Raw genomic sequence first — 13,692 nt, forward strand, 5'->3', positions numbered from 1 at the left:
GGAACGGGCGTCGAATGGCGCCAACGGGCCCGCCCGGCGCCGGGCGGGCGATTGGCTCAGGGGCGCTGCTTGAGGCGGGCGATCAGGCTGGAGGTATCCCAGCGGCCGCCACCCATGGCCTGCACGTCGGAATAGAACTGGTCGACCAGCGCCGTCACCGGCAGCTGCGCGCCGTTGCGGCGGGCTTCTTCCAGCAGGATCGACAGGTCCTTGCGCATCCAGTCCACGGCGAAGCCGAAGTCGAACTTGCCGTCCAGCATGGTCTGGTGGCGGTTCTCCAGCTGCCAGGACTGGGCTGCGCCCTTGCTGATCACCTCCATCGCCGCGTGGCCGTCCAGGCCGGCGCACTGGGCGAAGTGCAGCGCCTCGGCCAGGCCCTGGACCAGGCCGCCGATGCAGATCTGGTTGACCATCTTGGTCAACTGGCCGCTGCCCACCGGGCCCATCAGCTTGACCATCTTGGCGTAGGCGTCGATCACCGGCTCGGCGCGCTTGTAGAAGTGTTCCTCGCCACCGACCATCACCGTCAGCATGCCGTTCTCGGCGCCGGCCTGGCCGCCGGACACCGGCGCGTCGAGGAAGCCCAGGCCACGCTCGACGGCAATGGCCGCCAGCTCGCGGGCGACATCGGCCGAGGCGGTGGTGTGGTCGACCAGCACCGCGCCGGGCGCCATGCCGGCGAAGGCGCCGTCCGGGCCGAGCACCACGCTGCGCAGGTCGTCGTCGTTGCCCACGCAGGTCATCACGAACTCGGCGCCCTGAGCCGCCTCGCGCGGAGTGGCCGCCGACTCGCCGGCGAATTCGTCCTCCCACAGCTGCACCTTGGCCGGGGAGCGGTTGTACACGCAGGTCTCATGCCCTTCGCAGGCCAGATGCCCGGCCATGTGGAAGCCCATCACGCCCAGACCGATAAACGCCACCTTTGCCATGCCCATCTCCTCACTGACTGATGTCCAAGCATAGCCCGGATCGGCGCGGCGCCGGCCGGCACAGCTGAATGGCAAAACTGTGCGCGCGGCGTTTGCGCCCCGTCGCCCCGGCGAACACGCTTCACGTCGGCACCTCAAAAGGCCGCGTCGGCAATCGCTTCCGGCGATTCTTTGCCCGCCGCACGACCGCCGACCATACTGCTTCGCAACCCGAGGAGACCCGCATGCGCCAATGGCTGATCATCGACCTGGAAGCGACCACCGAGGAAGGCGGCTGGCCGGTGGAAGAGATGGAAATCATCGAGATCGGCGCCAGCCTGGTGGCGCCCGACGGCCACGAGCTGGAGCACTTCCGGCGCTTCGTCCGCCCGCTGCGCCGTCCCTGCCTCACCGCCTTCTGCCGCGAACTCACCCATATCAGCCAGAGCCAGATAGACGGCGCCGCGCCGCTGGACCAGGTCTGGCCGCAGTTCGAGCGCTGGCTGGAGCCGCACCTGCCGCATCTCGTCGGCTGGGGCAGCTGGGGCGACTACGATCGCCGCCAGCTGCAGCTGGAATGGCAGCGCCACCAGCTGCGCAGCAGCCTGCAGGCCATCCCCCACCACAACCTCAAGCAGGACTTCGCCAGGAGTCGCCGGCTGGCCCGCCCCGTCGGCCTGCACGGCGCGCTGCAGCTGACCGGCCTGCAGTTCCAGGGCCAGCAGCACCGCGCCCTGGAGGACGCGCGCAATACCGCCCGCCTGCTACCGCTGATATTTGCCGCCTGAGGGCTGACTGGCGCGGCCCGCTTGGGCATACTGGCGGGCCTTTTTTCACCCCTTCCGAGGAGCCCGCCATGTTCAAGGTCAACGAATACTTCGACGGCACCGTCAAATCCATCGCCTTCGCCATGAACGAAGGCCCCGCCACCATCGGCGTCATGGCTCCCGGCGAGTACGAGTTCGGCACCGCCCAGCTGGAAGTGATGCACGTGGTCGCCGGCGCCCTGACCGTCAAGCTGCCGGGCAGCGACAACTGGGAAACCTTCGAGGCCGGCAGCCAGTTCACCGTGCCGGGCAACAGCAAGTTCCAGCTGAAGGTCGCCGTGGACACCGCCTATCTCTGCGAATATCGCTGAGCCTGGCCTGATTGGAAGAACCGGCCCCAGTGGCCGGTTTTTTATTGGCTATGTTCCATTGGTAAACGCGCTTGTAGGGTGCGCCGCGCGCACCGAGGTCCTGCGCCGGCTTGCCGGTGCGCATGGCGCACCCTACTACACACTTGTTGACCCTTCGCTCCCAGTACCGCCCGGATTCCAGCATGCCTCGCGCCACCTCCATCGCCCTGCCCATCGCCCTGCTGGTGGTCGCCATGACCTCCATCCAGAGCGGCGCGTCCCTGGCCAAGAGCCTGTTCCCCCTGGTCGGCGCCGAGGGCACCACGGCGCTGCGCCTGAGCCTGGCCGCGCTGATCCTGTGCGTGGTGATGCGGCCCTGGCGCACCCGCCCCAACTTCGCCGCCTGGCGCTCGCTGCTCGGCTACGGCCTGTCGCTGGGGGCGATGAACCTGCTGTTCTACATGTCTCTGAAGACCATTCCGCTGGGTATCGCCGTGGCCCTGGAGTTCACCGGCCCGCTGGCCCTGGCGCTGTTCTCCTCACGCCGGCTGCTGGATTTCGTGTGGATCGTCCTGGCCGTGCTCGGCCTCTGGCTGCTGCTGCCGGACACCGCCGCCGACGACCATCTGGACCCGACGGGCATGGCGCTGGCCCTGGCCGCCGGGGTCTGCTGGGCGCTGTACATCCTGTTCGGACAGAAGGCCGGGGCCGCCCACGGCGCGCAGACCGTGGCCTTCGGCACCCTGGTGGCGGCCCTGCTGGTGTTCCCGGTGGGCTTGTGGCAGGTCGGCGGCGAGCTGTTCTCCCTCGACCTGCTGCCGGTGGCCCTGGCCGTGGCGGTGCTGTCCTCGGCGCTGCCCTACAGCCTGGAGATGTTCGCCCTCACCCGCATGCCGGCGCGCACCTTCAGCGTGCTGATGAGCCTGGAGCCGGCCATCGCCGCCTGTCTGGGGCTGATCTTCCTGAGCGAACGGCTGAGCCCGATCCAGTGGCTGGCGATCGGCGCCATCATTCTCGCCTCGACCGGCGCGGCGGCGACCATCCGCCCGCGCGGCCACGCCTGATCAGTACTCGCGCAGGGCGCTGGTGATCGCCAGCCCCTCCAGCTCCGCCAGGTAGTCCTCGCGGCTCAACAGGCCCAGGCAGGGCATGGCGCCACGCGCGTCCAGGGTGCCCGCCGCCAGCTTGCGGGCCAGGGCCACCGCGGCCATGCAGGGAATGTTCGGGCCGTCGTTATCTTCCGCCAGCAGTTCCCAGCACAGGCGCAGCGGCCGGCCATCCGTGCTCACGCCTTCGAGGCGCACGAACATGCCGCTGCGGCCGTCGCCAAAGCCTTCCAGCGCCACCGCCCGGCGCTGCAGGAAGCCCGCCAGCGGCACGGCGTCACGCAGCAACCCGGCACGCACCAACCAGGACAGCACCCAGGTGCCGAACTGGGTCGGAAGCAGGCCGACGCCGGCGGAGAAACGCACCTCGCGCACGCCCGGATAGCGTTGGGGGAACAGCTCCAGGTCGGGGATATCGCAGTTGGCCACCCAGCGCGAGCCGAGCGGCGCCGGGAAGTCGTGGCGGGCCAGGTCCTGCCAGCCATGCACGGTCCGCCATGCGCCGCCCCGCCACTGGCGGAAGGGTTTGCCGCAGTAGTTCAGTACCGCCGCCACCGTGGACACCCCGGGCGTCTTCTCCGAGGAGCTGATGCCGTGCCAGATCAGGTCCAGCCGCGAGAAGCGCGGCAACAGCGCATCGACCACCGCGCCGGCCAGCGCCGGCACCGAACTGGCGCCGCCGCACACCAGCAGGTCGGCCGCCTTCGCCGCCGCGTCCAGCTCGCCGATGCCGCAGACGAAGGCCCGTGCGTCAGCCAGGTCGGCGTAGTGCATGCCGGCGGCCATGGCGGCCCGTGCCACCCGGTAGTCCTGCCCCTGGAACGGGCCGGCGGTGGAAATCAGCAGGCGCGCCCCGGTGGCGCGCAGGCGCTCGGCCAGGTCGGGGGCATTCATGTCCAGCCGCAGCGCCTGGCCGCCGCTCCGCTCGGCCAGCGCCTCGGCTCTGGCCAGGTCGCGTCCGGCGATCCACACGCGCATCCCCGTGGTCGCCGCCAGCCGCTGCACGATCACCTGGCCGAAGTTGCCGTAGCCGCCCAGCACCACCACGCCGAAATCCTTTGCCACACGCGCTCCTTCGCTCAGTCGCCTGCGCGGCGCTCGGTATTGAACTGCAGCTCGGCCAGCCGGGCGTACAGCGGGTTGCTCAGCACCAGTTCGCCGTGGCTGCCGATGGCCTGCAGGCGGCCGCGGTCGATCACCGCGATGCGGTCGGCGTTCTTCACCGTGGCCAGGCGGTGGGCGATCACCAGGGTGGTGCGCCCGCGCATCAGTTCCGGCAGCGCCTGCTGGATCAGGTGCTCGCTCTCGGCGTCCAGCGCGCTGGTGGCCTCGTCCAGCAGCAGGATGGGCGCGTCGGTGAGCAGCGCGCGGGCGATGGCCAGGCGCTGGCGCTGGCCGCCGGAGAGCCCCAGCCCGGCCTCGCCCAAGTGGGTCTGGTAGCCCTGGGGCAGGCGCTCGATGAATTCGTGGGCGTGGGCGGCCCGCGCCGCCGCCTCGACCTCCGCGTCGCTGGCCTCGGGCCGTCCGTAGCGCAGGTTGTCCGCCACGCTGCCGTAGAACAGCGCCGGGTTCTGCGACACCAGGGCGAAGCAGCGGCGCAGGTCGGCCGGGTCGAGCCGGTGGATCGGCAGGCCCTCGACCAGAATCTCGCCCTCCTGCGGGTCGAAGAAGCGCAGCAGCAGGTCGAACAGGGTCGACTTGCCGGCGCCCGACGGGCCGACCAGCGCCAGCGTCTCGCCGGGGCGCACGGCCAGATCGATGCCGTCGATGGCCGGGTGCTCCGGTCGGCTCGGGTAGCTGAAGCGCACGCCGCGCAACGCCACGGCGCCGCTGACCCGCTCGGGCAGACGCAACAGGCCCTCGCCCGGCGCGGTGATCAGGTTGCGCGTGCGCAGCAGCTCGGCGATGCGTTCGGCGGCGCCGGCCGCGCTCTGCAGTTCGCCGATCACCTCGCTGATGGAGCCGAAGGCCATGCCCACGATCAGGCTGTAGAACACGAAGGCGGCCAAGTCACCGCCACTGATACGCCCGGCAATCACGTCCATGCCGCCGACCCAGAGCATCACCCCCACCGCGCCGAGCACCAGCACGATGACCACGGTGATCAGCCAGGCGCGCTGGCGGATGCGCCGGCCCGCCGTGGCGAACGCCGCCTCCACCGTGCCGGCGAAGCGGGCCCGGTCCTGGGCCTGGTGATTGTAGGCCTGCACCGTCTTGATCTGGCCCAGGGTCTCGCCGATGTAGCTGCCCACGTCGGCGACCCGGTCCTGGGTCTGCCGCGACAGCTCGCGCACACGGCGGCCGAAGATCAGGATCGGCGCCACCACCAGCGGCAGCGCCGCCACCACGATGGCGGTCAGCTTGGGGTTGGTGACGAACAGCAGCAGCACCCCGCCGACCAGCATGATGCCGTTGCGCAGGGCCATGGACAGCGAGGAGCCGATCACCGTCTGCAGCAGCGTGGTGTCGGCGGTCAGCCGCGACTGGATTTCCGAGGCGCGGTTGCTCTCGTAGAAGCCCGGGTGCAGGCCGATCAGGTGGTCGAACACGCGCCGGCGGATGTCGGCGACGAAACGCTCGCCGATCCAGCTGACCAGGTAGAAGCGGGTGAAGGTGCCGACGGCCAGGGCCAGCACCAGCACGAAGAACAGGCCGATGGAGTGACGCAGCGCTTCGGGCGACTGGGTGGCCAGGCCCTGGTCCACCAGCAGGCGGATACCCTGGCCCATGGACAGGGTGATGGCGGCGGTGAACAACAGCGCGGCCAGCGCGCCTACCAGGCGCCAGCGGTACGGCGAGACGAAGCGCCAGGCCAGGCGCAGCGCCTCGCGCCGGCCCGCGGACAGCAGGCTCATGAACGCGGCTCGGCGGAGTCGAGGAAGCGGCGCTCGTGGTCCGGGTCGGGCAGCAGGCAGCTGTCGTAGCGGCCGAACAGGCGGTAGCGGTTCAGCGCAATGCGGTCGTAGCACCAGTCGCGCAACGGCCGTGGCAGCACGCGCAGCCCGGCCAACAGGCGCCAGGGGCCGGGCAGCTGGCCGACGATGCGCAGCACCGCGTCGGAGCGGACGAACAGCGCCTCGCCCTCCACGTAGGCCATGGTCTCGAACGCGTCGATGGGCAGGCCGAACCAGGCCAGGATCGCCTGGCCCTCGGCGGACTGCACCGAGCAGAGGCGGAAGCGCCGCTCGCGGTCGTGGCGGATCAGGAACTTCGCCCAGCCGTTGCACAGCCGGCACACGCCATCGAACAGCACGACGCGCTCGCCGGCCTGGATGTGGGGTGGTAACGCCATGGATGCCTCCCGGGTCTGACCCGCGATGCTAACTCATCGGGTGAAGCGATAGTGGCCGGTGACGCGGTAGGCGAACAGGATGTCCTCCTCCTGCGTGCCACGGCCGATGTTGTGCAGCACCAGCGGCACGCCTGTGGCGCTGTGGCGGTCCGAGACGATGCCGATGTGGGTCAGGCCGCGCCCCAGGTCCCAGGTGACGACGTCGCCGGCCCGGTAGCCCGCCGGCTCGTCGCTCACCGCCAGGGACATGCCCTGGCGCTGGAACCAGGTCATCAGGTTGGGCACCCGGCGGTGGTCGATGTTGCGGTCCGGGCGCTTCAGCCCCCAGTTCCTCGGGTACAGCGAGAAATTCGCGCGCATGTCCTCGTGCACGCTCTTCTGCAGGTCCAGGCCCTGGACGCGCAGGGCGCGGATCACCACATCGGTGCACACGCCAGTGCTCGCCGGCACGTCGCCGCCCGGGTAGTCGAGCTGGCGGTAGACCGGGTCGTAGCCCAGGGTCACGCCGACCTGATCGCGGGCATCGAGCACCAGGCGCTGCGGGTCGATGGCGCTGGCCCAGGCCGGCGCCAGCGCGAACAGCAGCAGGAGCAGGAGGTGGCGCATCGGTCACTCCTTGCGTTCGGCGTAGCGCGGCAGGTCGTCGTGCAGCTCCCACCAGTTGGCCCGGGAGTCGGCGTAGATATGCCAGCCGGGCCGGCTGGCGACCTCGCCCTCCAGGCTGCCGGCGCGGATGCGCAGCACGCCCGGCAGCTTGCTGGTGCGGCTGTAGATCGGCGAGCCGCAGCGCGAGCAGAACACCCGCTGCTTGCCCGGCGAGGACTCGAACGCCTGCAGCCGCTCGGCACCGCCGAGCAGGTGGAAGGACGCCTCCGCGACCGGGATGTTGCTGGCGAACGGCGTGCCCTGCGCGCGCCGGCACTGGCCGCAGTGGCACAGCTGGATGGGCGGCAGCTCGCCCTCGATCTGGTAGCGGACGTCGCCGCACAGGCAGCTTCCCTGGTGCATGGTTTTCTCCCGGTCAGGCCAATGGATAGAGCAGTTCTTCCTTGTAGCCCGCCCACACCCGCACGGCGTCGGGGAAGGCGTCGTCCAGCGCCGGATCGCCGCTGTCCACCAGCAGCGGGCGCCCCTCCAGGGTGCCGAGCTTGCGTTTGGTGGCCACCACCCGCAGGTGGTCGAGGCCGATGGCGCGCAGCACCCGCGGGCTGATCTGCTGGTTGCCGCGGCCGATGATATGGCCCTGGCCGCCGATGGCGGTGACCAGCAGGCGCGCAGGATAGCCGTCGACCAGCGAGAACAGCTGGGCCTCGGTCACGTCGCGGGCGATCACCGCGCCGTCCTCGATCACGTCGACGCCCAGCAGGGTGGTCTCCAGGCCTAGGTTCTGCGCCAGGCCGTGCAAGGTCGAGCCGGGGCCGAACACGTAGCGCACGCCCTCATCCCAGCTTTCCCGCAGCCAGTCGGCCAGGTCCACCAGCACCAGCTCCTCGGACTCCATGCCGGCCTGCTTGACGTGCTGCATGAACTCGCCCTCCACCGGCACGCACAGCTCGCCGTACCAGCGGGCACTGAGACGGCCGTCGCGTAGCGCCGCCTCGTCGAGGTCGCGCACTTCGCCGCTGGACAGGCGCACCAGGCCGCCCTCGACCAGCCTAAGGGCCATCTGGCCGGCGGCCCGCGGGCTGATCGCGTAGACCCCGGAGTGGATCTTGACCCCGGCGGGGATACCGAGCACCGGCTGGTCCTCCCGCGCCGCCGCGCACACGTCGCGGGCCGTGCCGTCGCCGCCGGCGAACAGGATCAGCGCGCAGCCGGCGTCCTGCAGAGCGCGCACGGCGGCGCGGGTGTCCTCGGCGGTGGTCGGCCCCGCCCCCAGGCTGCCGAGCACCCGGTGGGCGTAGCCCAGCTCGCCCAGCAGATCGGCGCCCATGGCGCCGGGAAAGGTGACGAACGCCAGGCGTTCGGCCACCGGCCGCAGGCATTCCAGGGCGATGCGCGTGCGCTCCGCCGCGCGCGGCTCGGCGCCACGGGCCAGGGCCTCGGCGGCCACGCCGTCGCTGCCCTTGAGCGCCGCCGGTCCGCCGAGGCCGGCCAGCGGGTTGATGATCAGGCCCAGATGGAAAACACTCATAGCCACTCCAATCGAGGCGCGCCCTTGGCCGCGCCGAAAGAACCTCTCGCGTCCGCTGTCACGGCGCCTTCATCTGCCCTTTCTAGACTGCCTTCACAGCCTGGAGAACGCTCATGAACGCACAACAGCAGTCCCCGCAACCCCGCTTCGCCCCGCTCGATCCGCAGCAACCGGTGGGCGGCTCCGTCATCGACGCCGAGGGCCGGGAAATCCCCATCACCGAGCAGATGATCCAGCAGGCCTGCCGCGAGCTGGAACGGCGCTGGCAGGCGGCCCGCCAGGCCTGACGCTCAAGACAGCTCGCAGCCCAGCGCCCTGACCAGCTCCGCCAGGCGTGGCGCCTCGCCGTCCAGGCGCACGCGCAGGCCGTCGATCTCGCGGCGATAGGGGTAGTGCTTGCGCAGCGCATCGAAGGCCGCCTTGCGCTGCGCCGCGTCGCCCACCAGCGAGCGGCGGAAGTCGGCATCGTCGCGGCGCGGGTCGTACACCGCCCGGCACAGGTTCGCCAGCGCCCACTCGGGGCTCGCCCCGGCATGCAGGGCCATGGCCTCCAGCCAGGCCGGCGGCAGCAGGTCGGCCAGCCGCACCCGCTCCTCCAGCCCCATCGCCGCGCAGTAGGCCCGATAGATCTGCGCGGTGCCGCGCAGCTTGCCGTCCAGGCTGTAGCCGGCGATGTGCGGGGTGGCGATGCGGCACAGCGCGGCCAGCTCGGGGTCGGCCAGCGGCTCGCCCTCCCACACGTCCAGCGCCACCTGCAGGTCGGCCCCCGCGCTCAGGTGGGCCTTGAGCGCCGCGTTGTCCACCACCGGGCCGCGGCTGGCATTGATCAGCCAGGCGCCCGGGCGCAGCGCGCGCAATTGCTCGGCGCCGAGCAGGTGGCGGGTGCCGGCGCCCAGCGGCGTGTGCAGGCTGATCACATCGCATTCGTGCAGGATGGTCGCCAGGTCGACGAAGTCGCCGCCCTCGGCGGCCTGGCGCGGCGGGTCGCACACCAGCACCGGCCAGCCCAGGCCGCGCAGCACCTGCACCAGGCGGCCGCCGACCTGGCCGGCGCCGACCACGCCGTAGCGCAGCCCGGCCAGCGGCCTGCCGGTGGTCTCGGCCAGTGCCAGCAGGCAGCCCAGCACGTAGTCCACCACGCCCCGGGCGTTGCAGCCGGGGGCGCTGGACCAGGCGATGCCGGCCTCGGCGAAGTAATCGAGGTCGAGATGGTCGGTGCCGATGGTGCAGGTGCCGACGAAGCGCACCCGGCTGCCCTCCAGCAGGGCGCGGTCGACCCGGGTCACCGAGCGCACCAGCAGCACCTCGGCGTCGCCCAGGGCGGCGCGGTCGATGCCACGGCCGGGATGGCGGGCGATCGGGCCGAAGGCGGAGAAGAATTCGTCGAGCAGCGGGATGTTTTCGTCGGCGACTATCTGCATGGAGCACTCCAATCACGAGCCGCCATTCTAGGCGCTCTGCGCTAGTCCCGGTAAACCGCGCTTTTCTGACCAGGGGGACAGGGCTAGACTAGCGCGCCTTTTCGCACCGCCCGCCGGACCTCCCATGCCCGCCCTCTCCCGCCCCGCCCGCGCCCTGGCCGAACTGCGCGCCCTGCTGTCGCTGGCGACACCGATCATCATCGCCCAGCTGGCGCACACCGCCATGGGCTTCGTCGACGCCGTGATGGCCGGCCGCGTCAGCCCGCGGGACCTCGCCGCCGTGGCCCTGGGCAATTCCCTGTGGGTGCCGGTGTACCTGCTGATGACCGGCCTGCTGCTGGCCACCACGCCCAAGGTGGCGCAGCGCTTCGGCGCCGGCACCCACGGCGAGATCGGCCCGCTGGTGCGCCAGGCCCTGTGGCTGGGGCTGGTGATCGGCTGCTGCTGCGCCGCCCTGCTGTGGAACGCCACGCCGGTGCTGCGCCTGATGCAGGTCGAGCCGGAGCTGACCGACATGTCCATGCGCTACCTGCACGGCATCGCCTTCGGCTTCCCGGCGGTGGCCATCTACCAGGTGCTGCGCTGCTTCAGCGACGGCCTCGGCCGCACCCGGCCGAGCATGATCATCGGCATCGGCGGGCTGCTGCTGAACATCCCGCTCAACTACGTGCTGATCTACGGCCACCTCGGCATGCCGGCCCTCGGCGGCGTGGGCTGCGGCTGGGCCAGCGGCATCGTCATGTGGGGGATGCTGCTGGCCCTGCTGTGGTGGGTGCGCCGCGCGCCCTACTACCAGGCCAGCCAGCTGTTCCGCCGCTTCGACCGGCCGCAGTGGCCGGTAATCAGGCGCCTGCTGTCGATCGGCGTGCCCATCGGCGTGTCGATCTTCGCCGAGGCGAGCATCTTCTCGGTGATCGCCCTGCTGATCGGCGGGCTGGGCGCCACGGTGGTGGCCGGCCACCAGATCGCCCTGAACTTCAGCTCGCTGGTGTTCATGATCCCCTATTCCCTGGGCATGGCCGCCACGGTGCGGGTCGGCCAGGCGCTGGGCCGCGGCCAGCCGCGCGATGCACGCTTCTCGGCGGGCGTGGCGATGGGCACGGCGCTGGGCTATGCCTGCCTGTCGGCGAGCCTGATGTTCGCCCTGCGCCACGAGATCGCGCAGATCTACACCTCGGCCCCGGAGGTGATCGCCATCGCCAGCGGGCTGATCGTGTATTCCGCGCTGTTCCAGTTCTCCGACGCCATCCAGGTGACCGCGGCCGGCGCCCTGCGCGGCTACCAGGACACCCGCGCGACCATGGTCTTCACCCTGTTCGCCTACTGGGGCATCGGCCTGCCGGTGGGTTACGCGCTGGGGCTGAGCGACCTGTTCGGCGAGCCCTCCGGGCCCAAGGGGCTGTGGCAGGGCCTGGTGGTCGGCCTGACCTGCGCCGCCGTGCTGCTCGGCATCCGCCTGCAGCGCAGCGCGCGCCGGCACATTCGCGCGTGATCGACGTATGGTGGTGACGCGGGTTTCACCCGCCCTACGCGGGTGATGCACGGCGCCGCCGGGAGATCAATCGAGCTTCTTGCGAATCCAGTACTGGTAGGTGCCGCCGTCCTCGCCCTGCTCCAGCAGCTCGTGGCCGAGGAACAGGCAGAACTTGGGAATGTCGCGCTTGGTCGAGGGATCGGTGGCGAGCACCTGGAGCAGGCCGCCGGCCGGCAGGTCGCGCACCTTGTTGTGCAGCATCATCACCGGCTCGGGACAGAACAGGCCGGTGGCGTCGAGGATGGCATCGGGGGCCAGGCTCTTCGGGTTGGACATGGTAGGGCTCCGCAGACAGGCGCGTATTGTCACGCAAAGCCGCCCGCCGGACCACCCACACCGGCCCGCCCGCCTCCGCCACGGCAGGCGGGCGGCCATGCGCGGCTCAGTAGCGCCGGTTGCGCAGCATGGTGCGGACGTTGCCGTCGATCGGCAGCGCATAGTCGTGCACCGCGAGGATCACGTTGGTGTTCGGCTGGATCACCTTCAGGTTGACGAAGACGTAGTCCTTGCTTTCGCCGTAGGTGCCAACCACCACCGCCTGGGCCGAGTAGGAACTGGCCAGTTCGTGGATTTCCCGCGTCAGCATCAGCTCGCCCTGGCTCTGGGACATGTAGACGTTGTTGCGGAACTTCATCTCCACCATCCGATAGCCAGCCTGGGTGAAGCGCGCGGAAATCTGCTCGGAGATCAGCCGGCCCAGGGTGGACGAGTTTTCCAGAGCGTCGATGTTGACCAGCGTGGCGATGATCATGGTGCCGCCACCGCCGGGCATCTGCGCCAGCAGGGCGTCGGCCGCCTGGTGGTTGGTGGGGATGAAGGGGTTGCTGCGCGCGGCCGCGTAGCTCGGCCCCTTCTCCGTCGGGGCGCAGCCGGCCGTGCCGAGCAGGCTCAGCGCCAACAGCGAAACCAGCAGGGAACGTCTCATCGGCTGCCCCCCTTGACCGGCAGGGCGGCGCTGCGGGCGTACAGCCCCCAGTCCGCGTCGGTGGTGTAGTAGGCGGTACTGGTCTGGGCGTAGTAGCGCTCGTCGCTGGACACGCTGGTGGTCACGATCAGCTCGCTCTGCGGCACGTCGGCGGCGTACCTGGAGCCGAACCAGTTGGCCGCGTCCAGGGCGACCGCGCCGCCCATCATGGCCGCGCCCGGCGACACGTTGCTGTAGAGGTTGCGCAGCACCCACAGCCCGCCCGCCAGCGTGGTCAGCTCGCCGGCCGCCCGTGGCTTCTGGCGGCCCTGGGAGAAGCGCAGCGGATTGGCGGACACCTCCACCAGCAGGGTGCCCGGCCGGTCCGCCGTCTTCATCACGGGGTGCCCCGAAGCACTGAGGATGCCCACCAGCTGGGTGGTGAACGCCTGCTCGAAGGGGCTCTGCCCGGCGCCCTGGCGCACGTGCAGCGGCGCGCCGTCGGGCAGGGACTTGAGCAGTTGCGTGGCCGCATCCTCGGCGATCAGCTGCCAGTGGGAAGCCGCCTGCAGCTTCTGCTGCTCCTGGCTGGGAAAGTGGGTCGGCTGCGGCGCTTCCGCGTAGCGCGTGCAACCGCTCAGCACCGCGCTCCCCATGAGCAGGCCCGTGATGATTGTTCTTTGCATAGTCGATCCTTGGATAAGAGACGCGGGTTGCCCCCGCTGGCCATTCGGCGCCGTCTGGACCTCTCGCAGGCCTGCCGTGCAAAGCCTCCCCCACGACTTCCCCGATCGGACTCCAGATACAGCACTAGGCATATTAGATCATCTAATTACCTAGACATATTGAAGCCTAACGGAAGGATTGTGAACGCTCAATCATTTCGCGCATGGATTTGGACATGACAAATTAGGTTTACCCGTGCGCCAGAAACTCGCAGCTACCGTAGGCAAGACCATCGCAAGGCACCGCGCCGCGCTGGGCATCACGCAGGAGCAACTCTCGCTGGCACTGGAAGTGGACCCGATCACCATCTCCCGCTTCGAGCGGGGCGTCAGCCTGCCTTCCCTGGCGACCATACAGAGGCTGTGCGAGATATTCGGGGTGTCCCTCAGCGAATTCTTCGCCGAGGACGGGGCGCCGGGCGCCCATGGCGAAGCCAGCGCGCTGCAGGCGATGCTCGACTCCCTGCACGAGGAGGAGCGCGCCTTCGCCCTCGAGACCCTGACCCGGTTCTGCCGCCTCACCACCAGGCGGCGCAGGCAGCCCTGAGCCC

General features: G+C 70.4%; 17 protein-coding genes. 6 read left to right on the forward strand and 11 right to left on the reverse strand.

Annotation, left to right across the window (positions count from 1 at the left end; translation table 11 throughout):
* Window positions 1–56: 56 nt before the first annotated feature.
* Entirely contained in the window at window positions 57–929 is an 873-nt protein-coding gene (locus N5D30_RS18185; protein ID WP_279910082.1) for an NAD(P)-dependent oxidoreductase, read from the reverse strand.
* Between the two features lie 224 nt (window positions 930–1,153).
* Here N5D30_RS18185 and N5D30_RS18190 point away from each other — a divergent pair, with 224 nt between their 5' ends.
* The 3 genes from N5D30_RS18190 to rhtA all read left to right on the forward strand — a co-directional run bounded on the left by N5D30_RS18190 (window position 1,154) and on the right by rhtA (window position 3,089).
* A complete protein-coding gene (locus tag N5D30_RS18190; protein WP_279910083.1) occupies window positions 1,154–1,696 on the forward strand; it encodes an exonuclease domain-containing protein in 543 nt (180 codons plus the stop codon).
* A gap of 68 nt (window positions 1,697–1,764) precedes the next feature.
* Window positions 1,765–2,046 carry a pyrimidine/purine nucleoside phosphorylase gene (locus N5D30_RS18195; protein WP_220814508.1) on the forward strand — a complete coding sequence of 94 codons (282 nt, stop codon included), beginning with the start codon at window positions 1,765–1,767 and terminating at the stop codon, window positions 2,044–2,046.
* A 182-nt stretch (window positions 2,047–2,228) separates the two neighbouring features.
* Window positions 2,229–3,089, forward strand: a complete 861-nt coding sequence (gene rhtA / locus N5D30_RS18200; protein ID WP_279904470.1) for a threonine/homoserine exporter RhtA — start codon at window positions 2,229–2,231, stop codon at window positions 3,087–3,089.
* Here the strand turns inward: rhtA and N5D30_RS18205 are convergent, their stop codons facing one another.
* Genes N5D30_RS18205 through N5D30_RS18230 form a run of 6 tightly spaced genes read right to left on the reverse strand, consistent with a single transcriptional unit; the run spans window position 3,090 to window position 8,557 of the window.
* Window positions 3,090–4,196, reverse strand: a complete 1,107-nt coding sequence (locus tag N5D30_RS18205; protein ID WP_279910084.1) for a saccharopine dehydrogenase NADP-binding domain-containing protein — start codon at window positions 4,194–4,196, stop codon at window positions 3,090–3,092. It lies immediately after the preceding gene.
* 14 nt (window positions 4,197–4,210) lie between these two features.
* Window positions 4,211–5,986 carry an ABC transporter transmembrane domain-containing protein gene (locus N5D30_RS18210; RefSeq protein WP_279910086.1) on the reverse strand — a complete coding sequence of 592 codons (1,776 nt, stop codon included), beginning with the start codon at window positions 5,984–5,986 and terminating at the stop codon, window positions 4,211–4,213.
* Entirely contained in the window at window positions 5,983–6,423 is a 441-nt protein-coding gene (locus N5D30_RS18215) for a thiol-disulfide oxidoreductase DCC family protein (protein ID WP_279910087.1), read from the reverse strand. Before N5D30_RS18215 ends, N5D30_RS18210 begins: the two co-directional genes overlap by 4 nt.
* Before the next feature lie 33 nt (window positions 6,424–6,456).
* A complete protein-coding gene (locus tag N5D30_RS18220) occupies window positions 6,457–7,029 on the reverse strand; it encodes a DUF1287 domain-containing protein (protein WP_279910088.1) in 573 nt (190 codons plus the stop codon).
* A 3-nt stretch (window positions 7,030–7,032) separates the two neighbouring features.
* On the reverse strand, window positions 7,033–7,431 hold the full coding sequence (locus N5D30_RS18225; protein ID WP_279910089.1) for a GFA family protein: 399 nt from the start codon (window positions 7,429–7,431) through the stop codon (window positions 7,033–7,035).
* Between the two features lie 13 nt (window positions 7,432–7,444).
* A complete protein-coding gene (locus N5D30_RS18230; protein ID WP_279910090.1) occupies window positions 7,445–8,557 on the reverse strand; it encodes an ATP-NAD kinase family protein in 1,113 nt (370 codons plus the stop codon).
* Between the two features lie 113 nt (window positions 8,558–8,670).
* Between N5D30_RS18230 and N5D30_RS18235 the strand changes: the two genes are divergently transcribed.
* A complete protein-coding gene (locus tag N5D30_RS18235) occupies window positions 8,671–8,844 on the forward strand; it encodes a PA1571 family protein (RefSeq protein ID WP_279904475.1) in 174 nt (57 codons plus the stop codon).
* 3 nt (window positions 8,845–8,847) lie between these two features.
* On the opposite strand, the gene pdxB is transcribed toward N5D30_RS18235, so the two are convergent.
* Window positions 8,848–9,978 carry a 4-phosphoerythronate dehydrogenase PdxB gene (gene pdxB, locus N5D30_RS18240; protein WP_279910091.1) on the reverse strand — a complete coding sequence of 377 codons (1,131 nt, stop codon included), beginning with the start codon at window positions 9,976–9,978 and terminating at the stop codon, window positions 8,848–8,850.
* 124 nt (window positions 9,979–10,102) lie between these two features.
* On the opposite strand from pdxB, the gene N5D30_RS18245 reads away from it, so the two are divergent.
* Window positions 10,103–11,470 (forward strand): MATE family efflux transporter, encoded by a 1,368-nt coding sequence (locus tag N5D30_RS18245; protein ID WP_279910092.1) that lies wholly within the window; start codon window positions 10,103–10,105, stop codon window positions 11,468–11,470.
* A gap of 66 nt (window positions 11,471–11,536) precedes the next feature.
* Here N5D30_RS18245 and tusA read toward each other — a convergent pair whose 3' ends face one another.
* From tusA to N5D30_RS18260, 3 genes are all read right to left on the reverse strand, one after another.
* Window positions 11,537–11,788, reverse strand: a complete 252-nt coding sequence (gene tusA, locus N5D30_RS18250; protein ID WP_220815997.1) for a sulfurtransferase TusA — start codon at window positions 11,786–11,788, stop codon at window positions 11,537–11,539.
* 106 nt (window positions 11,789–11,894) lie between these two features.
* Window positions 11,895–12,437, reverse strand: a complete 543-nt coding sequence (locus N5D30_RS18255; RefSeq protein WP_220815998.1) for a FlgO family outer membrane protein — start codon at window positions 12,435–12,437, stop codon at window positions 11,895–11,897.
* Window positions 12,434–13,102, reverse strand: a complete 669-nt coding sequence (locus N5D30_RS18260; RefSeq protein ID WP_279910094.1) for a hypothetical protein — start codon at window positions 13,100–13,102, stop codon at window positions 12,434–12,436. Before N5D30_RS18260 ends, N5D30_RS18255 begins: the two co-directional genes overlap by 4 nt.
* Before the next feature lie 235 nt (window positions 13,103–13,337).
* On the opposite strand from N5D30_RS18260, the gene N5D30_RS18265 reads away from it, so the two are divergent.
* The gene (locus tag N5D30_RS18265; protein WP_279904479.1) at window positions 13,338–13,688 is read left to right on the forward strand and encodes a helix-turn-helix transcriptional regulator; all 351 of its coding nucleotides are present in this window, start codon (window positions 13,338–13,340) and stop codon (window positions 13,686–13,688) included.
* The last annotated feature ends 4 nt before the right edge of the window (window positions 13,689–13,692 follow it).

Source organism: Pseudomonas sp. GD03875, from assembly GCF_029840585.1.
GTDB lineage: Bacteria > Pseudomonadota > Gammaproteobacteria > Pseudomonadales > Pseudomonadaceae > Aquipseudomonas > Aquipseudomonas paralcaligenes.